A 25808-nucleotide genomic window follows, 5' to 3' on the forward strand; every position below is an offset into this window, starting at 1 on the left:
AGGGCGGATGCCTGCTGATCGAGTGACCCGCGGCGCGAGGATCCATGCTGATCGAGTAGCCCGTGGAGCGAGGATTTATGCTGATCGAGTAGCCCGCGGGGCGGGGATCCATGCTGATCGAGTAGCCCGCGGAGCGGGCGTATCGAGATCCACACGCGTCAGAAGGCGGGTCTGCAGACCGCCCCGCGGAGGACGGTGGGCCTCGATACGCCGCCTGCGGCGGCTACTCGACCAGCATGCAAGGAGCACGCCCGGCTGCGGCCGTCGAGCGCGGATGCATGCCGATCGAGCAGCCCGCGCAGCGGGCAACCATGCAGATCGACCAGCCCGCGCATCGGGGAACCATGCTGATCGAGTAGCCCGCGCAGCGGGCGTATCGAGCGGAGGGGGCGCCTTCGGCGCTAGTGCAGGGCGGGGAAAGGATCTTGTGGCTGGCTCGTTGTGGTTGGACGATGGAGGGGTCGCGGTCGAGGCCGATGGATCTTGATGCTTCGAGCTTGTTATCGAGCGTGGCCTGGAGGGCGTCCGCGGGAACCGCGGATTGGTGCCTATCCGGCTTTCGTGCCGGTGGAGCCCGACAAGTAGATTCATCACTCTGATCCCTGCTCTCCCCGCGACACTCGTCGATGCCGGCCGGCGCCGATGAAGTCGATCGGAGGGTGTCATGGATGTCGTTTACGAACGTGCCGCGGGCTTGGATATCTCTAAAAGAGATGCGAAGGTCTGTCTGCGGCTCCCGGCAGGGCGGCGGAATCAGTTCACGAAGACCGTGACGACGTATGGGTCCACGGTCTCCGAGATAGAGCGACTGCGGCAGGACTTGGAAGCGGCCGAAATCGAGGTCGTCGTGATGGAAGCGACGGGTGATTACTGGAAGCCGTTCTTCTTCACGCTCGCGGAGACATTGAACGTGGAACTCGTGAACGCCCGGCAGGTGAAGAACATGCCGGGCCGGAAAACGGATGTCCTGGATGCGCAATGGCTCGCCGAACTCGCCGCTCACAACATGCTTCCCAGCTCGTTCGTGCCCCCGGAGCGGATCCGGGAGCTCCGCGATCTGACCCGCACCCGCCGCCACCTCGGGCAGGAGCAGCACCACGAGTGGGCTCGGCTGGAGAAGAACCTCGAGGACTCCGGCATCAAGATCAGCTCCGTCCTCTCCACGCTGGGCAGCCAGACGGGCCGGCGGATCCTGGACGCCCTGGTCGCCGGGGAACGGGACCCGGAGGCCTTGGCCGCGCTCGCGCACGCATCTTTAGCGAAGAAGACGCCGGCGTTGATCGAATCCCTGCGAGGCAGATTCCGGGATCATCACGCTTTCATGGTGCGATTGCACTTGCGCCGCATCGACGCGATCACCGAAGATATCGCAGCGATCACTGATCAGATCGAGAGGGTGATCGAACCCTTTCGAGGAACCCGGGAACTCCTGATGACGATCCCGGGCATCAAAGAAAACGCAGCAGACACGATCATCGCCGAGATCGGCGCGGATATGAGTGTCTTCCCCACCGCAGGACACCTCGCCTCCTGGGCAGGAGTCGCACCAGGTCTCCATCAATCAGCAGGCCGCATCAAATCGGCGCACATCAATCCCGGCGACGCCTACCTCAAAGCCGCTCTCGGAATCGTCGTCTTCACCATCATCCGCTCCAAGAACGGACGCCTCTACGCGAAATACCGGCGAGTGAGCTACCGAACCGGCGGACTCAAAGCTGTGGTCGCCATCGAACACACTCTTCTCACCATCATCTGGAACATGCTCCGCAACGGCGTTCCCTACGACGAACTCGGATCCGACTACTACCGCCCTCGCCACCCTGAACGCACCCGAGACAACGCCCTCCGAACCCTCGCGACCCTCGGCTACGACGTCACCCTCACCCCCAGAACCGCGTGAAAGGTCACCATCCCTTTCCAAGTAGATCCAGCAGCGTCAGACGGCGGGTCTGCCCGCCGATCTCGCGGGTCAGCCGCCGAGGGTCACGCGGAGGATCTTCTCGCTGCTGTTGTTCGGGATGCTGTCCTTGTCGCCGGTGTTGGAGGTCGTCATCCAGAGGCCGCCCCGGCCGTCGGGCTCGACGGTGCGCAGGCGGCCGTAGGTGCCGACGAAGGCCGAGGTCGGGGTGGCCAGCGCGTCGCCGGTGATCGGGGCGCGGTACAGGCGGGTGCCGCGGAGGCAGGCGATGTAGACGACGTCGCGGACAACGGTCAGGCCGGAGCAGGAGCCCGCGGAGGTCGGGTACGTCGCCTTCGGAGCGAGGAAGCCGGCGGTGCCGCAGCTGCCGCTGGTGCCCTCGCAGGCCGGCCAGCCGTAGTTGCCGCCGCGGACGATGAGGTTGGTCTCGTCCATGACGCTGTTGCCGAACTCCTGCTCCCACAGGCGGCCCTGCGAGTCGAAGGCGAGCCCCTGGGGGTTCCGGTGGCCGTAGCTCCAGACGGCGTTCCCGAACGGGTTGTCGGCGGGGATGCTGCCGTCCGGGTTGATCCGCAGGATCTTGCCGCTGAGCGAGTTCAGGTTCTGCGCGGTGGCGGTGTTCTGGCCGTCGCCGGTGCTGACGTAGAGCTTGCCGTCGGGGCCGAAGCGCAGGCGTCCGCCGTTGTGGTACTTGTTCCGCAGGATCCCGGAGGCGAGGACCTGCACCGTGCTCGTGTCGAGGCGGTCGCCGACGAGCTTGAGGCGGATCACCCGGTTGTCGGTGGGGGAGGTGTGCATCACGTACAGCCACTGGTCGGTGGCGAACGTCGGCGACACCGCGATGCCCAGCAGACCGCCCTCGCCGTCCGTGCTCTGCACGTTCGGCACGGTCCCGAGGCTGGTCTTCACGCCGGTCGTGGGGTTCAGACGGACGATGTCCTGCGCGTCGCGGCGGGAGTAGAGCACGGTCCCGTCGGGGACGGTGGTCAGCCCCCAGGGGATGTCGGTGTCGGTGGCGACCTGGGTGACGGTGCAGAACGCGGTGCTGCAGGCGCCGCCCGTGGTCACCGCGGCGGCGGCGCTGCGAGCGGAGGTGTTGCCCTGGGCGTCAACGGCCGCGACAGTGTAGGAGTAGGCGGTGTTCGCCGCGAGGCCGCTCTCGGTGAACGTCGTGACCGGCGCCGTCGTGCCGCTGCCGGCGACCGTGCCGACCTGCGCGGAGCCGCGGAAGACGGTGTAGCTGCGCACCCCGATGTCGTCGGTGCTCGCGGTCCAGGTGAGGGTGACAGCGGTGCCGGACGCCCTCGCGGTGAGCCCGGTCGGACTCGTCGGCGCCTGCGTGTCGGTGCTGCACTGCGGGACCGTGACCGCGACGGTGGCGCTCGCCTGTGAGACGTTGCCGGCGGCGTCCCGGGCGTTCACGTAGAGGCCCCACTGCGCGCCCGGCACCACATCGAGGCCGGTCGACAGGACGTTCCCGGCGACGGACTTCATGAACTGGCCGTCGTGATACACGTCGTATCCCGCCACCCCGACGGCGTCCGTGGACGCGTTCCAGGAGAAGGTCGCCGTGCGGCAGGCGAGGAGGTTCGTCACCCGCGGGCTCCCCGGCGCGGACGGGGCCGTGGTGTCCGCGACGACCGCGCTGGTCCGCCACTTCTGCCAGTCGCCGCCGGCGCAGGCCGCGATCTGCACCGATGAGCGGTTCGCCGTCTTCCGGTCCTTGACGCTCAGGCAGAGGCCCGAGGCGACAGCGCGGAGGGTGCCGTCGCTCTCGACCCGCCAGCGCTGTCCGTCCCCGCCGACGCAGTCCGAGATCTGCACGTCGGCGCCGGCCGTCGTCGAGCGGTTGCGCACCTCCAGGCACTTCGCGCCGCCGTAGACGGTGATCTCGCCGGTCGTGGCGATCGTCCACTTCTGGTTGGCGCCGCTGTTGCAGTCGTAGAGGACCACGATCGTCCGGTTCGCGGTCGACCCGTTCGGCACGTCGAGGCAGCGCTTCGACGCGACCCCGGTGATCTGGCCGACCACGGGAGCTGCCGCTGCTGCCGCTGCGGCCGCCGCCTGCGCCGGAGCGGGAGCCGCCTGAGCGGGAGCGCCGGAGACGATGAGCGCGATGGCCAGCACGGCGACGGCGAGACTGCGGGGGACAGTGGATCGGCGGACAGTGGATCGGCGGATAGTGAAACGCATCAGCGGGTTCCTCTACGGACGGAGCGACCGGGCGCCTGCACGACTCGCCCAGTGCCGACCCTGGCACTCGCGATGACCCGCGACAACGGGTCCTGGCCGTCATCTCGCGCCGTCCCTACCCCCCGAACGAGCGAGACCCGTCACCCCACGACCGGAGACCGCGGTCCTCCGCCAGGGCGGGCGCCGCGGTCGCGGAAGACGGCTCTCGATCGGCTCGCCTCTGCGCCAGGTCCTCGATCGCACGGCGCCGACTGCGCGCCGACTGCGCACCGACTGCGCACCGACGACTCCGGCGATGCCGGAAGGCTGCTGGGCACCGTCGTGAGCACCTCCGCGAGAATGAGGGGAACAGGACGGGGCGGGAGCCGATGAGCGACGAGACAGCGGACGAGGGACGAACGGACGGAAGACGGACGGACGCCGAGGCGCTCCTCCGGGGCGACGGCGGACTCGAGCGGCTGTGGACGGGCGCCGTCTGGAGCGAGGGGCCGCTGTGGATCCCGGCCGAGGGGGGCCTGCGCTGGAGCGACATCCCGAACGACCGGATCCTGCAGTGGGACAGCGCGACCGGGGAGACCTCGGTGCACCGCGAGGGTGTCGAGTTCACCAACGGCCGGCTGCTGGACGCGGACGGGAGCGTGGTCCAGTGCTCGCACGGGCTGCGCCGACTGGAGCGCGAGCGGCCGGACGGCACGGTCGAGGAGCTCGTCTCGAGCTGGAACGGCGGCCGGCTGAACTCGCCCAACGACGTCGCGGTCGCGCCCGACGGCTCCTACTGGTTCACCGATCCGGACTACGGCATCCGGCAGCCGGCCGAGGGGCACCCGGGCGAGCGCGAGTACGGAGCGCGCTGGGTCTTCCGCTGGAGTGCCGAGGACGGCCTCGCGCCGGTCGTCACCGACATCGTGCAGCCGAACGGCATCGCCTTCTCCCCGGACGGCGCGACGGTCTACGTGACCGACAGCGCGCGCGGCCTCGAGGACGGCCCCGGCCACTGGATCCGCGCCTACGACGTCGTCGACCGGGGGATCGGCGCCCGCGACGGCCGCCTCTTCGCGGTGATCGAACACGGCCTGCCCGACGGGATCGCCGTCGACGAGCGCGGCCGGGTGTGGTCCTCGGCCGGCGACGGCGTCCACGTCTTCGCCCCGGACGGCGCCGAGCTCCTGTTCGTGCCCGTGCCGGAGGTCGTGGCGAACGTCTGCTTCGGCGGGCCCGACGGCACCGACCTCTTCATCGCCGCGACCACCAGCCTCTACCGGCTGCGGACGCGCACCCGAGCCGCCCGGGCCGTCACCGCGTAGCGAATCCGTGCGCCATTCGCCAGGATCTGCTGTTCACCGGGGTCCGGAACAGCACATCTTGTCGAACGGAGGAGCCTGTCGAACGGAGGAGCGCGTCCATCGGACGCTCGCGTCCGACAGGATCACGGCACTCTCAGCTCGTGCAGGGGGTCCCTGCTCGCCGCTCTCTGCGCGGGGAGCAGAGCGGCGAGGACGGAGACCACGATCGCCAGAGCGCCCGTGGCGACCAGGAAGTCGACGCCGGGGAGCGGGTCGCCGCCGGCCACCAGGAGCACGGCCGCACCCGCCGTCCCCAGCAGAGCGCCGACCGTCGCGACGAGAAGGACCTGACAGACGACGAGCAGGACGATGAGGCCTCTCGTGGCGCCGAGAGCCCTCCGGCGTCCGAAGTCCTTCCGTCGCAACAGGACGAGACCGTACTGGGTCGCGCCGACCAGGACGGCGCCGGCGGCGGCGATGAGACCCACGAGATCTCGGCCGAAGCCACCGAGAGTGCCCTCGAGAACGGCCCGCAGGTCCGCGTACCGAGCGCTCGTGGTCACGGTGACGCCCTGCGGGTCCGTCGGAGCCAGAAGGGAGCCGATCGATCGCGTCAGCGGGCGGATCATCTCGGGCTCCGAGGCGATGACGATCAGATAGCCCACACTCCCGGTCGAGGACGGAGGCATCGGGACCAGGACGGACGGGCCGAGGAAGGACAGGTACTCGGACGAGGTGAAGGTCCCGACGACGTCGACCCCGGCGCCACTGCCCGTCGAGACCGAGCCGGTCTCCTCGACGAAGCCCAGAGCCGCGAGCGCGTCCTCGGACGCCCACGCCGACCCGCTGGGAGAGCGCGCGGCATCGATGCCCAGCTCGGCGAAGTCGGAGGACCACACCGATCGAAGAGCGACCTTCCTCCCCTCCGCGATCCGGGAGTTCCCGACGTCACTGGCATCCGAGAACGCGGCCGCCCACTGCACTCCGGAGAGTCGGGAGATCCTCTCCAGTGCGTCCGACGTCAGGCCCGCCTGCGCCTCTGCTCGGACCAGGAGGGAACGGGTTCCCGCCGAGTCCACCGTCGCCAGAACGCTCTGCTCCGCTCCCACGGTCCGCCCGGTCGTCAGAACGATCCCGGCGCACATCGCCACCACCATCACCAGGGTGAGGAGGGAGGTCACCGGTTGCGCGAGCGAGGAGGCGAGGGCTTCCCGGAGCACGGGCAGGACGAATCTCCGCTTCACAGGCGGATCCTCCGATCGCAGGAGGCGACGACCGTCTCATCGTGAGTGACCACGATCACCGAGGATCCCGATCGGGCGCGCTCTCGCAGTGCGTCGACGACCACCGCCGCGGAGTCCGGATCGAGATTCCCCGTCGGCTCGTCGGCGAGGATGATCGTCGGATCGTTGATGAGCGCCCGGCACAGTGCGATCCGCTGCGCCTGGCCGCCGGAGACCTGGTGGGGTCTCGCCGAGGCGCGAAGGGCGACCCCGAAGCGCTCCATCAGCCCGCGCGCTGTGAGCTCCACTGCCGAATTTTTGCACCCGCGATAGAGAGCCGTCTCGACGATGTTGTCGAGGACCGTTCTCGTGGGATCCAGGGCGGCGTCCTGGAAGACGAACCCGATGTTCTCGGCTCGGTACTCCGACCTCGATCGATCGCTCATGCCACTCACATCGACGCCGTCGATCCGGACTCGTCCCGATTCCGGCGTCGCCATCAGACCCAGGATGTAGAGCAGGGTCGACTTGCCCCTCCCCGACGGGCCGGTGATCGCGACCATCTCGGAGTGCGTCACTGCGGCACTGAAGTCCGTCACTATCCGGGGACCTCGTCGATAGCGGAAGTCGATGCTCTCAGCAGTGATCATCGGGGCGCAGCGTCGTCACCGTGGACGCGCACTTCCGTGCCCTCCACGAGACCGGTCACGACCGAGACGCCCTTCGCGGCAGCGACGACCTCCACCGGATGTCTCTCGCCGGCCGAGTCCGTCACTTCGAGATCCCCGTTCACGTCGGTCCGGATGCTCGCGGTCGGGACGGTCAGACCGGACGTCTCGGGTGTCGTCGTGATGAGGACGGGGAGGAGGGTGTCCTGCGTCACATCGAGATCCGCGCACGATTCGCCGCAGATGATCTCGCCGTCCACGCCGGCGAGCGCTATCGACACCCCGACCTCGGGCTTCACCTCCTGGACCGCCGTGATCGCCCGCCAGGGCCCGTTCGGTACGGTGATCTCCGCCGCGACTCCCACGCCGATCTGGGCGGCCTGCGCCGCTGTCGCCGTGACGGAGAACGTCGGCGTCGTCGGCAGCGTCCTCGCGACGACCTCGCCGCCCGAGACCACTGCTCCTCGAGCGATGAGGGCCTCGTCGACGACCAGCCGGGTCGGCACCTCGGGCACGAAGACCAGGTCGCCCCGACGGACGACGCCGTCCACCGGATATCCCGCAGCCTTCTGCCACTCCTTGATCGCGGCCGCGGTGCGCGGTCCCGGTGCACCGTCCGCAGCGCCGCGGTAGAACCCGAGGTCGCCCAGCAGCTCCTGGAGCTGACCCACGTCCTCGCCCTCGCTCGTCCCGTCGATGTCCCGGAACGCGGGGATCACGCCGCGCGCGAGAACCACGGGCCGAAGGTCCACGGTGTAGAGCTCCTCGCCCTGATCGGCGACGTCGCCGGGCACATGATCGACCGTCGTCACCGTGCCCTGCGCCGAATTGGTCCCCGCGGGGGACTGAGTCCAGTGGGCGGTCGCCACCAGGTTCACCGACGCGCTGACAGCACCGGCTCGAGCGACAGCGGTCGTGTAGTCGGTCACCGGCACGACCCTCTCTGCAGGCGTGAAGATCACCGCGCCGGCCCACAGACCCGCCGCGCCGGCCAGCACCACCAGGCAGGCGGCGAGAGCCGCGACGGGGGAGAGAAGACGTCTCCGCGGCGATCGATCGTCTTTCACCAGCACAGTCCTTTCACCAGCAGAGGCCTTTCACCAGCAGAGGCCTTTCGCCAGCAGAGGCCTTTCGCACGGAGATCGGTCGGAGGGCGACTGTCGCCCTCCGACCGACCACGCCTGATCAGCGATCGCTGATCGAGGGCGAGAGCTCTCCTACTGGTAGCAACTCGCGCCCGAGCTGTTCAGGCTGGCCGTGCCGTTCGTTCCCACACTCCAACTCGAAACGTCGCGGAACGCCGACTGGGAGAATGTTCTGTGTGAACCCGGCAATTTGGCGGGGGAACTGAAATCCTTGCCGTAGGTCCGACCATTGGTCGACTCGTACCCGTGGAGAATCCCCCCGTCCCCGTCGCTCGACGTCGAGTAGACCGCCGAGATGCCGACTGTGCGGTTGCCACCGCACGAATAGGACGCAGCGTTGGCCGGAGCCGGGACTATCAGCGCCAAAGCGATTCCCCCCACCAGAGCCACTGCTGCTGCTGCTGCTGGACGTGCTTTCCTCATCATGTTCTCCATTCTGTTTCTGCCACGAAATCCGTGACGTGGGTGAAGGCGGTCGCAGTGATCAGGCATGTGGAGCAGTGAGGCGCTCATCACTCCCCGAAGTAGCCCGGAGGCGTCTCCGGGCAGTCCTTGTTCACGGCGAGCCACTGCGTGTCCCCGGTGGGTTCGAAGCTGAGGTAGGGGTTCCACGCCTCTCGCGAATCGATGGTGTCGCGGAAGGTCTCGTAGGTGGGCGCCTCCGGCACGTCGATGCCGTGACTCTCCAGGCACTCGGAGAGGTCGTGCGCGTAGTAGTGGTAAAGGAACTCGTACTGCGCCTCGCTCGTTGCCGTGTCGAATCTCGGATCCATCGGGTACTGCGCTTCGCACACGAACAGGGCGATGTCGTGAGTCTGCGTCTGCTCCGTGGGGAAGGAACCGTAGTCGAGGCCGCCGTCCGGAGTGGCCTTGGTCTCCGGGAAGCCGACTGAGACCATGCAGTCCGCGATCGCTGACGTCGACTCCGAGGGATTCACGGTGCGGATCACGTCGACCTCGGGTCGGACCGCGTTCGGATACTTCGCCGCCAGCAGACCCCAGTCGGCATCCTGCTTCTCGGCCAGTGCGCGCTCCACCTCAGCAGCCGGGAGCGGAGCGACAGTGGGCTTCGGCGGCGCGGCGTCTCCCACTGTGCACCCGGAGAGCGAAGCGGCGATGGTGACGATCGAGACGACGGCAAGAGCCCTCGCCGCCGATGACCTCAGCGAGTTCTCAGTACGGATCCTCATGTGCCACCTCCACCGAGGGACCATACGGGTCTGGTCAGTGTCTCCGCCCGACTGGCGCGAGACGCGGCGACCTCGTCGCGGTCCGACCCCGATCGCGTCAGGAGACCGTTAGGTTTCCGGACAGGCCGCCGAGAATGCGGTAGAGATGCCCCTGGGCTCGCGGCGACGCGGGGCGCCGACGGCGGAGACGCCGCAGCCCCCTCGCCGCCCCGAGATCCGTCCCACCCGGAAACCCTTGATGATCGGACCATCATGTCGACGACGACGACGACCCCCACCAGCCTCCGACGCTCCGTGTCGAACACCCTGAAAGGATCCGCGGGCAATCTCGTCGAGTGGTTCGACGTCTACGTCTACTCCGTCTTCGCGGTCTACTTCGAGTCGCAGTTCTTCGCTCCCGGCGAGAAGAACTCGACCCTCTACATCTGGGCCATCTTCGCGGTCACCTTCCTCATGCGGCCGATCGGGTCCTGGTTCTTCGGCCGCTTCGCCGACCGGCACGGGCGCCGCCTCGCGCTCACGGTCTCGGTCTCGGTGATGGCCGCCTGCTCCCTCCTCGTCGCGTTCGCGCCGACGGCCGAGTCGATCGGCGGGGGAGCGGTGGTCCTCCTGGTGCTCGCACGACTGCTGCAGGGCTTCGCCACCGGCGGGGAGTACGGGACGAGCGCCACCTACATGTCGGAGGCGGCGATCCCCGGCCGGCGCGGCTTCCTCTCGTCGTTCCACTACGTCACCCTCGTGGGCGGCCACGTCCTCGCTCAGCTGACGCTGCTCGTCATGGTGCTGACCCTGCCCGACGAGGCGATCTCCGCCTGGGGCTGGCGGGTCGCGTTCGGCATCGGCGGCGTCGCCGCGGTCGTCGTGTTCTGGCTCCGCCGCACCATGGACGAATCGCTGGCGACGACCCGGATCGACGCCGTCAGAGCAGGGGAGTCCCGCCGGAGCGGCTCGATGCGCGAGCTCCTCGTCCACCAGTGGCGGCCGCTGCTCCTGTGCTTCGCGGTGACGATGGGCGGCACCGTCGCCTTCTACACCTACTCGGTGACCGGTCCGAGCATCATCAAGAGCGCGTTCGCCGGAGACGACGTCGTCACGGGCACCGTCATCAACCTCATCGCCCTGACGACGCTGATGCTGCTGCAGCCGCTCGGCGGCTGGCTGTCGGACATCATCGGCCGGAAGACCCTCCTCGTCTTCTTCGGGATCGGGGGAGTGCTCTACACCTGGTTCCTCCTCACCGCCCTCCCGCAGCAGACCGCCCCGCTCGCCGCCTTCGCGATCCTGGTCGGCGGCTTCGTGATCCTCACCGGCTACACCTCGATCAACGCCGTCGTGAAGGCGCAGCTGTTCCCCACGCACGTCCGCGCCCTCGGGCTCGGCTTCGGCTACGCGCTCGCCAACTCGGTCTTCGGCGGCACCGCGCCGCTGCTCTACGCCGGCGCGCTCGGCGCCGACCAGGTGCCGGCCTTCATCGGCTACGCGACCGCCGTGATCGCCGTCTCCCTGGTGGTCTACGCGGTCTTCCTCCGCAACAGCGGGCCGAACTGGCTCGACGACGAGGCCGCGATGCGGCTGCGGGAGGAGTCCCGCGGTGCGGAGTCAGCGCGCTCGCGCTCGTGAGCTCGCTTCCGAGCAGGCTGGTCCAGCAGCAGGGCGGATCTCCTCGGCACGGACGCCCGCAGACCTGAGCTGGCAGGAGTACGTCACCCCCCGGGCCGCGTCGCGTTGCCCGCCCGTCCCGCGCCCCACGCCGCACCCAGGCCGAAGAGCGTGTCGACGCCGTAGTGCTCCATCGCGGCGGAGATGCGGCGGCGGCCGGTGCGGGGGTTGATGCCGAGGCGGTTGGAGGCGCTGTCGAGGGTGTTGCCCTGCTGCATCAGACGCAGGAGCGGCAGCCAGGAGTGCTCGTCGCTGCCCAGCGGATCCGCGCGCTGCCAGAGCTCGTCGAAGTAGGCGCGGACGATGTTCGCGAGGCCCGCGTGGCGGACTCCGAGCACGCTCGTCGGGGTCGCCTCGCCCCAGACGAAGGGGAGCGCGATGTGGTCGCCGTCGACCCAGAACCAGCCCGGCGGCCGGTCGAGCGAGCGGTACTCCAGACCGACCCGTCCGTAGACGGCCATCCGCTCGAGCACCCGGGGGTCGGCCGCCGCGGACGACGGGACGATGATGCGCACCGTGTCCCTCTCCTGCAGGGCGTCACCGAAGCGGACGGCCCGGTCGATCGGCGCCGTCATCAGCCGGTCGATGCTGGCGAACACCGCGACGAGGGAGCCCGACGGGGTGCCGACGAGCTCCCACAGCAGGTCCTCCGCGGCATAGGGTCCGTGGCGCAGCACAGTGGGCACCAGGTCGGCGGCCGCCTCGCCCGTCGACCAGGCGCGGAGCACGGTGGGCAGGTTCTCGAGGATCTTCTCGATGCCGGACATGGCGTCCTCGGCCGCGACCCGGACGCGGCGGGTGTGCACCGAGACGGCCTCGTTCGCCCAGTCCGCGGGCGGGGGATACGCCAGGACGTCGCCGGTGCCGCCGATCAGTCCCCGGTCGCGGAGCCGCTGCACGGCCGCCGTGAGCTGCGCGGGCTCGAGGTGGGTCGCGAGCACCGCGTCCTCGAGCGTCGCCGGCCGCCCACGCAGCAGAATGCCCAGCAGGGTCTCGTCGTCCATGACTCCCTCTCGGTGACGAACAGTCCGTCTCGGCACGACAGTGCCGGGACGACGGCGCGCCCACAAGGCGCTCCGGAAGTCGCCCGGACCTGGTAGGGCTGCGGGTCCGCACGGTCAGCGGGCGCGGTCGGCGGCTGCGTCCCGCGTCAGGTGCCCCGGGTCGTCCGCTGGAGCAGCCTGGTCGCGGAACATGCGCTCCCGGCCGCTCGCTGCAGACAGCCGATAATGCACATTATGTCAGTCTACCGAGCTGCGTCGTTGGCGATCCGAGAGCTACTGGCTCTCTTGACATGCGCCTTCGTCTCGGCCTGATCGGCCGTCGGAACGAGGACTAACCCCTGCCAGGCCACTCGACGGGGACCGCCAGTCGCCTCCGCTCGGGCGCTGCGTCACGACGCGATAGCCGGTCGATCAGGAGATCGGCTGCCTCCCGCCCGAGCTGCTCGCCGTCGACATCGACCGCGGGCACCCCGACCAGACCGAGTGCGTCGACGATCGAGCGCTCCGAGCTCACGACGAGCCCCTCCGGCATCCCGCCAGAGGACAGCAGCGCGTACTGCACGCCGAGGCCGAGTGCGGTCGCGTAGGGCACGACGGCTGTCGCTCCGGAGTCTCGCACCGCCGCCGCGGTGCCCACTCCCGCTGCGAACGTGGCCGGGAACGGGCCCAGCACGGTCAGCTCCACTCCCCCGCGCCGAGCCGCCTCGCGGACCGCGGCCGCGCGCTGCCGGTCCTGCCATGACCCGTCCGGCCCGCCGATGTAGAGCACGCGCTCGTGGCCGTCGGCCGCGAAGCGCTCGACGAGCGCGCCGAACGCCGAGGCGGTGTCGGCGACGACAGAGGCGATCCCGTCGACCTCGCGGTCGACCAGTACCGTCGGCTTGTGCGATCCCGCTGAGAGCAGCAGCTCGTCACCGCCGCGCGGCGCGACCACGATGAAGCCGTCGACCTGCCGCGAGAGTCGGTCGAACGCTCCGAGCTCGCGCACCGCCTCGAGGGGATGCACAGCCACCGTGAGCTGCAGGCCGTCCTCGTCGGCGCGGCGTTGCGCACCGCCGATGATCGGGGTGAAGAACGCGTTGTCGAGCGTGGGCACGACCAGGGCGACGACGCCGGTGCGGCCGCGGGCCAGTTGGCGGGCCGCCGAGTTCGGGATGAATCCCAGTTTCGCCGCGGCGCTGAGCACGCGGGCTGCCGTCTCGGGCGAGACGACCTCGGGTCGCGACAGGGTGCGCGACGCGGTCGCCTTGGACACCCCGGCGAGAGCGGCGACATCGGCGAGCGTGGCCACGTGCTCCCCTTTCACTCTCCCCTGATCATAGGGGTATCCCTGCAACCGCTCACATCCGGTGCTGTCGATGGCCCCCGGCCCCGAAACACAGTGTTTACATACACGAATCGAAGTGGGTAGCTTCGCCGGTCTACTCTCGATGCAACCGGTTACATCCAATCCGCGGCCTTCCTGACGCCGCCCGACGCGTCCGATCGGAGGTACTCGTGAGGTCGAGGACCGCTCCCCTCCTGCTCCTGCCCGGGCTGGGCTTCCTGCTGCTCTTCTTCGTCGTCCCCTCGCTGGTGATGCTCTTCGCCCCTCCCGGCACGGGTCCCCTCGAGGTGATCGCCCGCGTCGGCGAGATGCTCACCGACCCCTACGAGCTGCGCATCATCGGCCGCACGGTCGGCATCGGGCTCGTGGTCACGCTGATCTGCGTCGTCCTCGGCTTCCCGATCGCCTACCTGCTGGCGCGCTCCTCATCGCGCTGGTCCGGCGTCCTGCTGGCCCTCGCGATCTTCCCGCTGCTGCTCAGCAACGTCGTGCGCACCTTCGGCTGGCTCGTGGTACTCGGCTCGAACGGCGCGATCGGCCAGCTGCTCGTGGGCCTGGGGGTCGTGTCCGAGGCGCCGCAGCTGCTCTACACGGAGCTCGCGATCGTGCTGGGCCTGACGCAGCTCTTCCTGCCGCTCGCGATCATCTCCTGCTACTCCGCCGTCTCCCAGGTCGACGCCGGCCTCGACGACGCCGCCCGCGGGCTCGGAGCGAGCCCCACCCGCACCTTCTGGGACGTGGTCGTCCCGCTCTCGCTGCCCGGCGTGGTCGTCGCCGCGACGCTGGTCTTCGCCGGCTCCGTCACCGCCTACACCACGCCCTACCTACTCGGAGGGTCGAGCCAGCGGATGCTGAGCACCCAGCTGTTCTCCTACTCCAGCGTCACGATCGACTGGGCCGGCGCCTCCGCCACGGCGATCGTCATGACGGTCCTGGTCTTCCTGGTCTCCGGACTCTCCTCCCTCGTCGCCCGGAAGGGAGCCGTCTCATGAGGACCCGCCGCCCCGTCGCCGCGTCGCTCGCGGTCGCCGGCTACGTGATCATGATCGTGCCGATCCTGTTCGTCGTCGCCACGGCCTTCACCGCCGGCTCAACGCTCCGCTTCCCGCCGGAGGGCTTCTCGTTCCGCTGGTTCGGCGAGGCGCTCTCGTACGACCCGTTCCTGGAGTCGCTGGCGACCAGCGCGCAGCTCGCAGTGCTCTCGACGGCGATCGCCCTGCTGATCGGCATCCCCGCCACCCTGGCGATCTACCGGGGCCGCATCCCCGGGCGCTCGCTGATCGAGGGTCTCTTCCTCTCGCCGCTGATCGTGCCCGAGCTCGTGGTCGGCCTGGCGCTGTTCCAGCAGCTCGTCGTCACGCTCGACGTCGACAACGCGGCCGTGCTGCTGATCGGGCACACGGCGCTCCTGCTCCCCTACGCGGTCCGCGTGACCGGCGCCTCGCTCGCCACCAGCGACCCCGCGCTCGAGGAGGCCGCGCGAGGACTAGGTGCTGGTCCTCTGCGCACCTTCTTCACCGTGACGCTCCCGATCCTGCGCCCCGGCGTCTTCTCTGCCGCGCTGCTCGGATTCGTGACCTCGTTCAACAACGTCCCGCTGTCGCTGCTCCTGCAGAGCCGCGACGCCAGGACCCTGCCCGTCACGATGCTCGACTACGTCCAGCAGAGCTACGACCCCATGGTCGCGGCCACGTCCACCCTCATCCTCGCGGCGACCGTCGTCATCGCGATCATCGCCGAGCGCAGCGTCGGCTTCGCCCAGATCTTCGGAGGCATCAACCGATGAGCGCAGCAGCGGAATTCGTCGACGTCAGTCAGGTCTTCGGTGACTTCACCGCGGTCGACGGCATCGACCTGGCGATCCCGGCCGGGAAGCTGACCACCCTCCTCGGGCCCAGCGGATGCGGCAAGACCACGTCGCTGCGGATGCTCGCGGGCTACTCCACGCCGACCTCCGGCCGGATCCTGATCGACGGCGTCGACAGCACCCGGCTCGCCCCCGAGAAGCGCGGGCTGGGCATGGTGTTCCAGTCGTACGCGCTGTTCCCGCACCTCAGCGTCGCCGACAACGTGGGCTACGGCCTCAAGCTGCGCGGCCTCGGACGCGCCGAGCGAGCGCAGCGGGTGACCGAGAGCCTCGAGATGGTCGGGCTCGCGCATCTCGCGGCCAGCCGGCCGCGGCGGCTCTCGGGCGGTCAGCAGCAGCGCGTGGCCCTCGCCCGCGCCATCGCGATCCGCCCGCGGCTTCTCCTGCTCGACGAACCGCTCTCGAACCTCGATGCGCGGCTCCGCGTCCAGATGCGCTCCGAGATCCGCCGCATCCAGTCCGAGACGGGCCTGACCGTCGTTCTGGTCACCCACGACCAGGACGAGGCGCTCGAGATGAGCGACGAGATGGTGCTCATGCGCGCCGGGCGCATCATGCAGCAGGGCGGTCCGGCCGCAGTCTTCGGCGCTCCGGCCAACCGCTTCGTCGCCGACTTCCTCGGCTACGAGAACTTCCTCGGCCTCGCCGACGGATCGCTCGCGACCGTGCGGCCGGAGCACCTCGCGGTGACGAGCGGCGAGGCCACCGGCTCGTCCGCCTTGTCGCTGCCCGCGGTCGTCGTCGATGTCGCGTACCGAGGGGTCGACGTGCTCGTGACGGTCGAGGCGACGGACCCCGCCGGCGACCGGGTGCGGCTCGTGTCGGACGTGCGCGCCGACTCCGCCGCACGCGTCGCGCCCGGTGACCCCGTGATCGTCTCGGCCGCGGCGTCGCAGATCGTCGCCATCGCCCGCGACTGAGCGCGGGTCCTCCCGCCCCCGCCCCTTCTCCGAAGCCTCCGCTCCCCCGCAGCTCCCCTCCACAGCTCCCCTCGAAAGGAACCGCCATGTCCCGCATCACTCCCCGGCGCGCCATCAGCCTCACCGCCGGCGCCGTCATCGGCGCACTCGCTCTCGCCGGCTGCTCCGGCGGCTCCGACTCCGGCAGCGCGGAGGGCGCCTCCGACACCCTCGTCGTCAGCACCTTCCCCTTCGGGGTCGAGCAGTTCCAGGAGGCGGTCATCGACCCCTTCACCGAGGCGACCGGCATCGAGGTCGAGGTCGAGACCGGCTCCAACTCCGACCGGCTGTCGCAGCTGCAGCTCGCGGGCGGCGACGACCCCGGCGTCGACGTGATGCTCATCAGCGACTACTACGCCGCGCTCGGCCAGGAGGACGACCTCTTCGAGCAGGTCGACGTGGACGCCGTTCCCGCGATCGCCGACATCGCCGACTTCGCGAAGGAGGACGTCTACCTCGGTCCGGCCTACAGCTACCAGCTCAACGGCACGCTCTACTCCACCGACGCCTTCTCGTCCGAGCAGGCCGCCGACTGGGAGCTCTACGGCGACGCCGCGAACGCCGGCCGCGTCGCGCTGCCCGACATCTCGGTCACCGCGGGCCAGCTGATGATCAGCGGAGTCGCGGCCACCTACGGCGACGGGCCCTACGACATCGACACGGCGCTCGACACCCTCTCCGGCTGGGCGCCCGGCGTGCTGCAGTTCTACAGCTCCTCCACCGAGGTCACGAACCTGCTGACCCAGGGTGAGATCACCGCCGCCGACGCCCTCAGCGGCTTCGCCACCGACCTCGTCGCCTCGGGCGAGCCGATCGGCTGGACTCCGCCCGCCACCGGCCGCTACATGGCGACCAACCGCGCGATGATCCCCGCTGGAGCCGCGAACACCGACGCCGCGGAGCAGTTCATCGACTACCTGCTCTCCGTCGAAGCGCAGACCTCCTCCGCCGAGATCGTGGGCGACCTGCCGGTGAACCTCGCCGCTCAGGTCCCGGAGTCGATCACCGCCGTCGTCGGGGACATCGCTGCCGACCCCACCGCCGCCGGCTACGAGACCCTCGACCCCACCGAGCTCGTCCCCACCCGCTCGGACTGGGTCGACCGCTTCGCCCGCGAGGTCACCGCCCAGTAGGCAGTGCGTCCGGGCGCGGCCACCGCGTCGCGCCCGGACACCCTCCCTCCCCGCACCACCCGCAGCACCCGGAGAGATCGCCATGAGCACCGAGACCGCCCCCACGACCGCCTCCGTCCCCGACGAGTGGATCCGTCGGATCCCCAAGGTCGACCTGCACTGCCACCTGATCGGCACCGTGCGCGCGAGCACGTTCGCCGAGCTCGCCCGCCGGGAGGGCCTCGCGCTGCCAGCAGACCCGGAGCGGATCTTCTCGGACATCAACTCCCTCCCGCCCGACCCGGCGCTCTACCGCGACACCGTCGTCCCGGTGCCGCAGGACCGCTCGGCGGGCGAGCCCGACGTCTCCTACTCCCTCTTCCAGGTCTCGGAGTGGGTCGTGCAGGTGCTCCGCTCGGCGGAGGACCTCACCCGGATCGTCTACGAGGCCTTCGAGGACGCGCACCACCGCAGCGGCACGCGCCATCTCGAGCTCTTCTTCGACGGCGTGCCCGAGCACCTCGCGGGGCTCGGGTACCGCGGCAGCATCGAGGCCTACGCCGACGGCATCCGCGCCGCCGAGCGCGACTTCGGCATGACCGGGCGGATGATCGCCGGCATCGACCGCAGCCGCAGCGGGGAGGAAGCCCTCGCCCTCGTGCAGCAGGTCGTCGACTCCCCGCACGAGTACGTCGCCGGCATCGGCCTCGACAACCTCGAGACCGCCGGCCCGCCCGAGCGCTTCGCCGAGGCGTACGCGCTCGCCGGCCGGGCGGGACTGGGCCGCACCGCGCACTCCTCCGAGCACGCCCCCACCGCCGCGAACACGATCACCTGCCTCGACCTGCTGGGCTGCGACCGCATCGACCACGGCTACTTCGTGCTCGAAGATTCGGCGGTCGTCGAGCGGATGCGCGAGGACGGCGTCGTCTTCACCGTCGCGTCGACCACCTCCCGCCGCTCCTGGCGCCCGTGGCGCCGCGCCTCCATCCGCGCAATGCTCGACGCCGGTCTGCGGGTCACCCCCTGCTCGGACGACCCGGGCATGTTCCCGACCACCCTCGTCGACGAGTACCGCATCGCCGCCGGTCCGATCGGGGCGACGCCCGCCCAACTGCGCGCGATGGCACTGACAGGGGTCGACGCGTCGTGGCTGCCGGCGGCGGAGAAGGCCCGACTGCGCGAGGACTTCACGACCGAACTCGACGCTCTCGCCGCGGAGTTCGGTCTTGAGCCGACGGATGCACGTGCCCGGGACGCTTCCGAGAACGACATCACGAGTCCGGAGGGACCCTGACGGCTGGGCGGCGCGGTCGGCGGACGGGAGCCGTGCGGCGCACACCGAGCACGCCCTCGCGATCACAGAGGCCGGACCACTCGTGCCGACCGCGTGACGTGCGGACCGGTGTCACGCTCGTGCTGAGCAGTCGGGGAACGACGAATGCCCTGCCGAGGACGGCAGGGCATTCGATGGCGCGGGCTTACGGGCGGATCAGCACCTTGAGGGCTTCGCGGGAGTCCATCAGGCGATAGGCCTCCGCGATCTCGGCGAGCGGCATCTCCCGGTCGAACACGCGTCCGGGCTCGATGGTTCCGTCCAGGACCTGCGGGAGGACCTGCTCGATGTACGCGCGGACGGTGGCGGGGCCGCCGGTGAGCGTGGCGTTCTTGCCGAAGAGCGACAGGAAGCCGACGGCTGCGTCCTCGTACTGCGGGACGCCGACGCGGCTGATGGTGCCGCCGGGGCGGACGACCCGGTAGGCCTGCTCGTAGGCCGGCATGTGGCCGACGGCCTCGAGGACGACGTGCGACCCCTCACCGTCGGTGATCTCCATCACCTTCGCCACTCCCTCGTCGCCGCGCTCAGCGACGACGTGGGTGGCACCGAACTCGCGACCGAGATCGGTGCGGGCCGTGTGCCGGCCCATCAGGATGATCCTCTCGGCGCCGAGCTGCTTCGCCGCGAGAACCGCGGACAGGCCGACGGCGCCGTCACCGATGACCGTGACGGTCTTGCCGGGCCCGACGTCGCCGCGCAGGGCGGCGTGATAGCCGGTGAGGTAGACGTCGGACAGCGTCAGCAGACTCGGCATGAGCGACTCGTCGGTGCCCGCCGGGATGACGACGGCGGTGCCGTCGGCCTGCGGGACGATGAGCTTCTCCGCCTGGGTCGCGGAGGGGGCTCCGTCGAAGAACCCGCCGTGGACGCAGGAGGTGGTGATGCCGTCCTGGCAGAAGGGACAGGTCCCGTCCGACCACGCGAAGGGCACGATGACGGTGTCGCCGACGGAGAGGGTCGTGACGTCGTCGCCGATCTGCTCCACCACTCCGATGGCCTCGTGGCCCATTCGGCGACCCTCGGGAGTGCCGCCGAGGTCGTGGTAGGGGTGGAGGTCAGAGCCGCAGACACAGGCGTAGGTCACTCGGATCAGGGCCTCGGTCGGCTGCTGGATGACGGGGTCCGGGACCTCTTCGACGCGGACGTCGCCGGCGCCGTACATGACAGTGGCTTTCATGGTGTTCCTTTCGGGAGGGGGGTCAGTCGGTGACGCGCTCGTAGGGCGTGGCCTGGCGCGAGTTCGTCGTCATGTGAAGCTCCTGCTCTGCTGGATCGCCGGGTGTCGCATCAGCGCGCGTCGAGGTGGTCGACGGTGAACGCGGTCCGGCGGCCGTAGAAGGTGATGATGAGGGCGACAGCGCCGAGGACCGCCATGAGGGCCGCCAGGACCAGTGCGGGAAGGTTCTCCAGAAGAAGAGCGCCGATGATGCCCGCCGCGAAGATCGCGAGGTTGAACGCGACGGGGAGGAAAGAATTCGCGATGTCGGAGTTCTCGCGCCCGGAGCGGCTGAGTGCCGACTGCAGCTGCGCGGAGGCGCCGCCGAAGCCGATGCCCCACAGCACGCCGGCCAGCAGGACAGCGGCGGGTGCGCCGCGGCCCACGAGCAGGATCAGACCGGCGAGCACGAACACCGCGAGGCTCGAGTGCAGCAGCGCCCGCGGGAAGCGGTCGATGGTCGCGGCGGTGATCGCGACGCCGAGGATCGAGGAGACGCCGTAGACGAGGAGAACGAGGTCGGGTCGGAGTCCTGATCCGCCCTCGCGCAGGAACGGCGCGATGTAGGTGTAGATGGTGTTGTGCGCGAGCATCCAGACGAGGATCGTCAGGCAGACGATCGCCACTCCTGGCATGGCGAAGACGCGCGCCAGCGGGAGGCTCCCGGCTGCGGCTCGCGGCCGGCCTGGGGTGTCCGGGACGAAGAGGGCGATCAGGACGAACGCGAGCAGCGCGAGAATGCTCAGACCGCCGAACGACCAGCGCCAGTCGAGGGCCGTGCCGAGCCACGCTCCGAGTGGCGTGCCGAGCGCGAAGCCGACCGGGGCGCCGACCGACACGATGGACAGCGCCAGTCCCGCTCTGCGAGGCGGGCTGATCCGGCGGCCGTACGCGGCGAGCATCCCCCAGATGATCCCGGTGAACGCTCCGGCGACGAATCGTGAGACGAGGGAGACCGCGACGTCGCTGGAGAGCGCAGTGACGGTGTTCGCGACGATCAGGCAGGCGATGCTCCCGAGGAGCAGCGGCTTGCGGCGGAATCCACGAGTGAGGCTGATCGCGGGGATGGTGACGATGACGGTGCCGAGCGCCCAGACGCTGATGAACTGTCCGACGACTCCTTCGCTGGTGTCCATTCCCTCAGCGATGATCGGCAGCAGGCCCGCCGGCATCGTCTCGGCGGCGACGAGGAGGAAGCCCATCGTGGCGAGCAGAGCGAGCGCGAACCAGGGCATCGTCCGCGGTTCGACGCGCTCGCTCCCGTCGGGGAGGCGTACGGGCGCAGTGGAGGTCATGAGGTCCTTCGAGGGTTCGTGCCGGCGGATGAGGCCGTACCCACCGTGAGGCGGGGAGAGGAGAAAGGAAGAGGAGTCAGCTCACGGAGCCGGCGGTGAGGCGCGCGATGTCCTCGGTGGCGGCCCAGGTCGCGAGCATCCGGAGCTTCTCGTCGGAGGCGCTTCCGGGAACGGCGGGGTAGACCGTCATCGAGTGACCAGGGTCGTCCTGCAGCTCGCTCACCTGGAAGGTGAGCTCCAAGAGCCCGACGACCGGATGCTCGAACTGCTTGAGACCGCTGTAGTGACGCCGGACGTTGTGCTCGGCCCACCGGGTCCGGAAGTCGTCGCTGCGCATCGACAGCTCGCCGATGAGAGCGGCGAGTTGCGCGTCGTGGGGGTTGCGGCCGGCGTCGCGGCGGAGGATCGCGACGTTCACGTCGGCCGCGCGCTCCCAGTCGGGGTAGAAGGTGTGCGCGCGGGGGTCGAAGAAGATGAACCGGGAGTGGTTCGCCGGCCGCGCGGTGTTGCGGTACATCTCCGAGTAGAGGGCGAAGCCGAGCGCGTTGGCGGCGACGAGATCCATCCGTGTGTTCGACACGAAGGCGGGCGCGCCCGTGATCGCGTCGAGCAGGTACTGCACCTCCGGCCGCACGGTCGCGACGGTGCGGGACCGCCTCGTGCGGACTCCGGCCTCGTTCGCGGTCCGCGCCAGATCGCAGAGGTGATCGTGCTCGGCACGGTCCAGGTGCAGCGCCCTGGCGATCGCATCGAGGACGGAGTCGGACACGCCGGCCAGGTTCCCGCGCTCCAGGCGGGTGTAGTAGTCGACGCTCACGCCCGCCAGCCGTGCAGCCTCGTCGCGACGGAGGCCTGCCACCCGGCGGCGGCCGCCGCCCGGCTCGACCCCGGCCTGCTCCGGGGTGAGGCGCCCCCGACGTGATGTCAGGAACTCGCGTACCTCTGCTCGGTGATCCATGCTCGCAACGGTAGGAGGGGCTGATGTCGCCGTGAAGGGTTCTGTCAGAACCTCCCTCGTAGCGCGGGGCCGCCGGAGTCGGCCGCCGAGCACCGGCGCGGAGGATCGAGGCGAGGAGCGGAGGCGCCGGCACCGGTAGCCTCGCGGCATGACCTTCGCGAACGTCGGCACCCTGGGAGCCGCACCCGGCAGACGCGACGAGCTCGTCGCCCTCCTCATCGAGCACAACGACGCCCTCGTCGACGCCGGCTGCCTGGCCTACGAGGTCGGCGTCGACGACGAGCAGCCGGACACCGTCTTCGTCGTCGAACTGTGGGAGAGCGCCGAGGCGCACCGGGCCTCGCTGGCCCTCCCGCAGGTCCAGGCCGCGATCGAGCGGGCGCGCCCGCTGCTCAGCGGCGCCTTCGGCGGCCACCGCTTCGACGTCGTGGGCTCTCCTCTCCGCAGCTGACCTCCGGCGCCGTCCTCGGCGCTGACCGCCGGGGTCGACCTCCGGGGCCGACCTCCGGGGCCTGCCTCCGAGGCCTGCCTCCGGGGCCGACCTCCGCCGAGGGCTCGATTCGGGCTGCGCGGACGTCTCCCCCGTGCGTCGACGCCGTCGGTGATCGCGCGTCCGTCCCTCCGCCCGCTGATTCCGATCACGCCACCCCGCCACCCGAGAGCAGAGCGCCATGATCAGCACCTTCCTCGTCGAGCACGCCGCGCTCGTGCCGATCGGCTTCTGGATCGCGGTCGCGCTGGTCACGGCGCTCGCCTGGCTGCTGCACCGGCGCGGCGCGAGGAGGACCCTCCTCGTCCTCGCCGCGGTGGCCTTCCTCGCGGGCATCGCGCTGACGATGTACCCGCCGGACGGCACGCCGCTGATCTTCTGCACCGTGCAGTTCTCGGTGCCGTTCGACGGCATCGACACCCTCGCGAACATCGCCCTCCTGCTCCCCGGGGCCCTGCTGCTCGCGGTCGCGGTCGGCCGCCCCGTGCTCGTCGCCGCCGCCGTCTCCGGCCTGTCCGCCCTGATCGAGCTGGTCCAGGCGAGCGTCCCGGCGATCGGCCGCTCCTGCGACACGAACGACTGGTTCATGAACACCATCGGCGCCGTCCTCGGCGCGCTCCTCGCCGCCGTGATCCTCGCGATCGAGAACCGGCGGGCAGGACGACGCGTGTTGCGCTGACGCCGCCTCCTGTCGCGTCGCGCTCGACGTCTCGACGTCGGGTCAGTGCGGGGGGCGCAGCGACTCGGCCGGGCTCAGAGCCGTGTCGGCGGTGCAGCCGAGCTCGCCCGGCTGGAGCAGCACCGGGGCCACGACGACGCGGGTGACGGCGCCCGCCTCGCGCTTGACGAGGACGCAGTCCTCGGCGTGCCTCATCGCCACTCCGACGTCCGTGCCCCGCAGCGCGACCGTCGGCTGCGCGGCCACCTCCCGAGGTCCCGTCGGAGTCGCCAGACGCTCGCTGATCGCGGCGGCGATGTCCTCGATCGTGCCCGGGTCCTCGGGCAGCGCGGTCAGCACCTCGACCGCGGCCTCCTCCGCGTTCGCGGCCGGCACAACGACCTCGCGCGTGTCGGGCGGCGCAGTGACGCTCGGCGTCGACGCGTCGCACTCGACGTCCTGCACCCCGGTCGTGGTGCCGAAGACGGTGACGCCGTCGACGCTGTGCCGGCCGTAGAAGTCGAACTCGATCCGGAAGCAGTAAGACTGTCCGTCTACGCCGACCATGCGCGTGGTGAGGGCGCCGAACGCATCGCCGAGCTCGGGCGCGTCGAAGGACTCGATCCCGACGAGGTCGGCGCCCTCGGCGGCGGCCTCCCTCGCGATCTCGTCGATGTCGTCGGGCCGGTCGGTGCCGATCCGATCCGCCAGCGCGGCGGCACTCTCGCGCGCGGTCGTCTCGGCGACCTCCGTGGTCGCGTCCCCGGGGCCGACGAGCGTCGGCGCGCAGCCTGCGAGCAGTGCAGCAGCCGCGAGGCCCGCCAGAAGCGGCACTGTGCGAGAGCTGCGCGTCACGATCGATCCTCCCCGGTGGCGAGCGGTACCGGCGAGCCTAGACGGGACCGGAGCGGGCGACGGCTCAACGGTCTACGAACGACGTCCGCCGACGAGGTGGACCGTGACGGCGGGCGCAACGAGAGCGCCGAGCGCGAGGAGGAGGAATCCCCACCCCTCGGGGATCCCCGCCGCCATGACCAGCACGCCGACGGCGGTCAGTGCGCAGGCTCCGATCACGCCCAGGATCACGGAGACGGTTCGCGCGCCCCGGCGGGCAGTGAGGACGAGCTGCGCGTCGCGGCGGCGGTCGGGATCGCGGAGTCGGATCAGCGGGAACGCGACGACAGCGAGCAGCAGCACGAGGGAGAACCAGGGGAACAGCTCCCACGGGAACGCGTCACGAAGCAGTGGACCGCGTGTACTCACGAGCAGAGCCTACGGACCGAGGCGGGGTCCCCGACGACAGAGTCCGGCTCAGGGCGTGCTCGCGCTGCGTCTCCCCCGCCCTCTAGTGTCGGCAGCGATGGGGGCACGCCGCCCCCGCTGAGGGGATCACATGTCTTCGCTCTCGCGCGCCGCCGTCCGGCGCACGCTCGCACTCGCCGCCGCCGTCCTGGTCGCCGCCTCCGCACTCGCCACTCCCGCGTCCGCCGCCGATCAGGGGCCCACGGGCACGATCACCGGGCGGGTCCTGCTCGAGGGGACGCCCGACACGCCCGCGGCCGCCGGCACGGAGGTGCTTCTGCGCCCGACCAGCACCAGCGAGGTGAAGCCGCTCGTCGTCGCGACGACGGACGCCGCCGGCGCCTTCGAGGCCGCCGTCGTACCCGACGAGACCTACACGGTCAGCGCGCTCGTCGAGGACGGCCTCCACGTCCAGCGCAACCTCGGCTCGGACCGACCGAACGCCTCGGGCACCGTCTTCTCCGTGAGCGCCGGCAGGACTCTCGCCCTGCCCGAGTACGTGCTTCCGCTGGGAGCCACGATCAGCGGCCACGTCGACACCGACGACGGCGTCTCCGTCCCCGTCACCGCCTTCGACCGGCCGCCGTACGGCAGCTACGTCGAGACCCGCACGGACGCGAACGGCGACTACACGATCCGCGGCCTCGACATCGACTTCTACACCGTCTCCTTCGACGACCGCACCGGCGACCCGAAGGAGTGGTGGCCCAACAGCCCGACCCAGGACGGCGCCGCGCGCATCGTCATCACCAGCCTCGACCAGGCCGTCACCGGCATCGACGCGGACCTCCGCACGGCGCGCACGAACCCGCTCGACTCCGCTCCCTGCCTCGACCGCTCGACGCTGACCGTTGCGAAGGCCACCGCGGCCGCCCGCGCGTACCTGCGCTCCCACGACCTGGACGCCCTGAAGACCCTCACGCGCGCCGATGTGAAGCAGTACCTCGCCCGCTGCGCCTGAGCACGATCCACCCGGGAAGCGGCCGCCCTCGTTCCGCGGCG

23 protein-coding genes are annotated in these 25808 nt (G+C 70.3%); 11 read left to right on the forward strand and 12 right to left on the reverse strand.

The genetic code is table 11. The features are described from left to right. The first annotated feature begins 664 nt into the window (after positions 1-664). Complete coding sequence (locus tag EDF22_RS08170; RefSeq protein ID WP_123703856.1) at positions 665-1900, forward strand: IS110 family transposase; 1236 nt, start codon at positions 665-667, stop codon at positions 1898-1900. A gap of 69 nt (positions 1901-1969) precedes the next feature. Here EDF22_RS08170 and EDF22_RS08175 read toward each other — a convergent pair whose 3' ends face one another. Next, positions 1970-4111 carry a PQQ-dependent sugar dehydrogenase gene (locus EDF22_RS08175; protein ID WP_123703858.1) on the reverse strand — a complete coding sequence of 714 codons (2142 nt, stop codon included), beginning with the start codon at positions 4109-4111 and terminating at the stop codon, positions 1970-1972. A gap of 368 nt (positions 4112-4479) precedes the next feature. Here EDF22_RS08175 and EDF22_RS08180 point away from each other — a divergent pair, with 368 nt between their 5' ends. Beyond that, positions 4480-5415 (forward strand): SMP-30/gluconolactonase/LRE family protein, encoded by a 936-nt coding sequence (locus EDF22_RS08180; protein WP_123703860.1) that lies wholly within the window; start codon positions 4480-4482, stop codon positions 5413-5415. Between the two features lie 122 nt (positions 5416-5537). On the opposite strand, the gene EDF22_RS08185 is transcribed toward EDF22_RS08180, so the two are convergent. The 4 genes from EDF22_RS08185 to EDF22_RS08200 all read right to left on the reverse strand — a co-directional run bounded on the left by EDF22_RS08185 (position 5538) and on the right by EDF22_RS08200 (position 9644). After that, on the reverse strand, positions 5538-6638 hold the full coding sequence (locus EDF22_RS08185) for an ABC transporter permease (RefSeq protein ID WP_123703862.1): 1101 nt from the start codon (positions 6636-6638) through the stop codon (positions 5538-5540). Further along, positions 6635-7267 carry an ABC transporter ATP-binding protein gene (locus tag EDF22_RS08190; protein ID WP_123703864.1) on the reverse strand — a complete coding sequence of 211 codons (633 nt, stop codon included), beginning with the start codon at positions 7265-7267 and terminating at the stop codon, positions 6635-6637. The genes EDF22_RS08185 and EDF22_RS08190 overlap by 4 nt, the downstream gene beginning before the upstream one ends. Then, positions 7264-8352: a peptidoglycan-binding protein gene (locus EDF22_RS08195; protein WP_185038815.1), complete on the reverse strand. Its 1089-nt coding sequence runs from the start codon at positions 8350-8352 to the stop codon at positions 7264-7266. The genes EDF22_RS08190 and EDF22_RS08195 overlap by 4 nt, the downstream gene beginning before the upstream one ends. A gap of 590 nt (positions 8353-8942) precedes the next feature. Continuing rightward, positions 8943-9644, reverse strand: a complete 702-nt coding sequence (locus EDF22_RS08200) for a hypothetical protein (protein ID WP_148059148.1) — start codon at positions 9642-9644, stop codon at positions 8943-8945. A gap of 228 nt (positions 9645-9872) precedes the next feature. Here EDF22_RS08200 and EDF22_RS08205 point away from each other — a divergent pair, with 228 nt between their 5' ends. After that, the gene (locus tag EDF22_RS08205; protein WP_123703870.1) at positions 9873-11240 is read left to right on the forward strand and encodes an MFS transporter; all 1368 of its coding nucleotides are present in this window, start codon (positions 9873-9875) and stop codon (positions 11238-11240) included. Between the two features lie 83 nt (positions 11241-11323). Here EDF22_RS08205 and EDF22_RS08210 read toward each other — a convergent pair whose 3' ends face one another. Next, positions 11324-12283, reverse strand: a complete 960-nt coding sequence (locus EDF22_RS08210) for a hypothetical protein (protein WP_123703872.1) — start codon at positions 12281-12283, stop codon at positions 11324-11326. A 331-nt stretch (positions 12284-12614) separates the two neighbouring features. Next, on the reverse strand, positions 12615-13574 hold the full coding sequence (locus EDF22_RS08215) for a LacI family DNA-binding transcriptional regulator (protein ID WP_123703875.1): 960 nt from the start codon (positions 13572-13574) through the stop codon (positions 12615-12617). Between the two features lie 206 nt (positions 13575-13780). Between EDF22_RS08215 and EDF22_RS08220 the strand changes: the two genes are divergently transcribed. The 5 genes from EDF22_RS08220 to EDF22_RS08240 all read left to right on the forward strand — a co-directional run bounded on the left by EDF22_RS08220 (position 13781) and on the right by EDF22_RS08240 (position 18845). Then, positions 13781-14602 (forward strand): ABC transporter permease, encoded by an 822-nt coding sequence (locus EDF22_RS08220; RefSeq protein ID WP_123703877.1) that lies wholly within the window; start codon positions 13781-13783, stop codon positions 14600-14602. Next, complete coding sequence (locus EDF22_RS08225) at positions 14599-15396, forward strand: ABC transporter permease (protein ID WP_123446479.1); 798 nt, start codon at positions 14599-14601, stop codon at positions 15394-15396. The genes EDF22_RS08220 and EDF22_RS08225 overlap by 4 nt, the downstream gene beginning before the upstream one ends. Beyond that, positions 15393-16397, forward strand: a complete 1005-nt coding sequence (locus EDF22_RS08230; RefSeq protein ID WP_123703879.1) for an ABC transporter ATP-binding protein — start codon at positions 15393-15395, stop codon at positions 16395-16397. The genes EDF22_RS08225 and EDF22_RS08230 overlap by 4 nt, the downstream gene beginning before the upstream one ends. Before the next feature lie 86 nt (positions 16398-16483). After that, positions 16484-17569 carry a PotD/PotF family extracellular solute-binding protein gene (locus tag EDF22_RS08235; protein ID WP_123703881.1) on the forward strand — a complete coding sequence of 362 codons (1086 nt, stop codon included), beginning with the start codon at positions 16484-16486 and terminating at the stop codon, positions 17567-17569. Between the two features lie 82 nt (positions 17570-17651). Next, entirely contained in the window at positions 17652-18845 is a 1194-nt protein-coding gene (locus EDF22_RS08240) for a hypothetical protein (RefSeq protein ID WP_260303350.1), read from the forward strand. Between the two features lie 184 nt (positions 18846-19029). On the opposite strand, the gene EDF22_RS08250 is transcribed toward EDF22_RS08240, so the two are convergent. The 3 genes from EDF22_RS08250 to EDF22_RS08260 form a co-directional block, all read right to left on the reverse strand. Beyond that, the gene (locus EDF22_RS08250) at positions 19030-20064 is read right to left on the reverse strand and encodes a zinc-binding dehydrogenase (RefSeq protein WP_185038817.1); all 1035 of its coding nucleotides are present in this window, start codon (positions 20062-20064) and stop codon (positions 19030-19032) included. 110 nt (positions 20065-20174) lie between these two features. Then, positions 20175-21398, reverse strand: a complete 1224-nt coding sequence (locus EDF22_RS08255; RefSeq protein WP_260303351.1) for an MFS transporter — start codon at positions 21396-21398, stop codon at positions 20175-20177. A 76-nt stretch (positions 21399-21474) separates the two neighbouring features. Further along, the gene (locus tag EDF22_RS08260; protein ID WP_397460138.1) at positions 21475-22575 is read right to left on the reverse strand and encodes a helix-turn-helix transcriptional regulator; all 1101 of its coding nucleotides are present in this window, start codon (positions 22573-22575) and stop codon (positions 21475-21477) included. On the opposite strand from EDF22_RS08260, the gene EDF22_RS08265 reads away from it, so the two are divergent. Both EDF22_RS08265 and EDF22_RS08270 read left to right on the forward strand, forming a co-directional pair. Beyond that, a complete protein-coding gene (locus tag EDF22_RS08265) occupies positions 22505-22807 on the forward strand; it encodes a putative quinol monooxygenase (protein ID WP_123703889.1) in 303 nt (100 codons plus the stop codon). The two genes, EDF22_RS08260 and EDF22_RS08265, sit on opposite strands and share 71 nt — an antisense overlap. Before the next feature lie 220 nt (positions 22808-23027). After that, positions 23028-23525, forward strand: a complete 498-nt coding sequence (locus tag EDF22_RS08270) for a VanZ family protein (RefSeq protein WP_123703891.1) — start codon at positions 23028-23030, stop codon at positions 23523-23525. A gap of 42 nt (positions 23526-23567) precedes the next feature. Here the strand turns inward: EDF22_RS08270 and EDF22_RS08275 are convergent, their stop codons facing one another. Next, positions 23568-24359 (reverse strand): hypothetical protein, encoded by a 792-nt coding sequence (locus EDF22_RS08275; protein WP_148059149.1) that lies wholly within the window; start codon positions 24357-24359, stop codon positions 23568-23570. 72 nt (positions 24360-24431) lie between these two features. Continuing rightward, positions 24432-24767, reverse strand: a complete 336-nt coding sequence (locus EDF22_RS08280) for a hypothetical protein (protein ID WP_148059150.1) — start codon at positions 24765-24767, stop codon at positions 24432-24434. A 130-nt stretch (positions 24768-24897) separates the two neighbouring features. Between EDF22_RS08280 and EDF22_RS08285 the strand changes: the two genes are divergently transcribed. After that, positions 24898-25767, forward strand: coding sequence for a carboxypeptidase-like regulatory domain-containing protein (locus tag EDF22_RS08285; RefSeq protein ID WP_123703897.1), 870 nt, complete (start codon positions 24898-24900; stop codon positions 25765-25767). Positions 25768-25808: the final 41 nt, after the last annotated feature.

It is taken from the genome of Rathayibacter sp. PhB127, assembly GCF_003751665.1.
GTDB classification, from domain to species: domain Bacteria; phylum Actinomycetota; class Actinomycetes; order Actinomycetales; family Microbacteriaceae; genus Rathayibacter; species Rathayibacter festucae.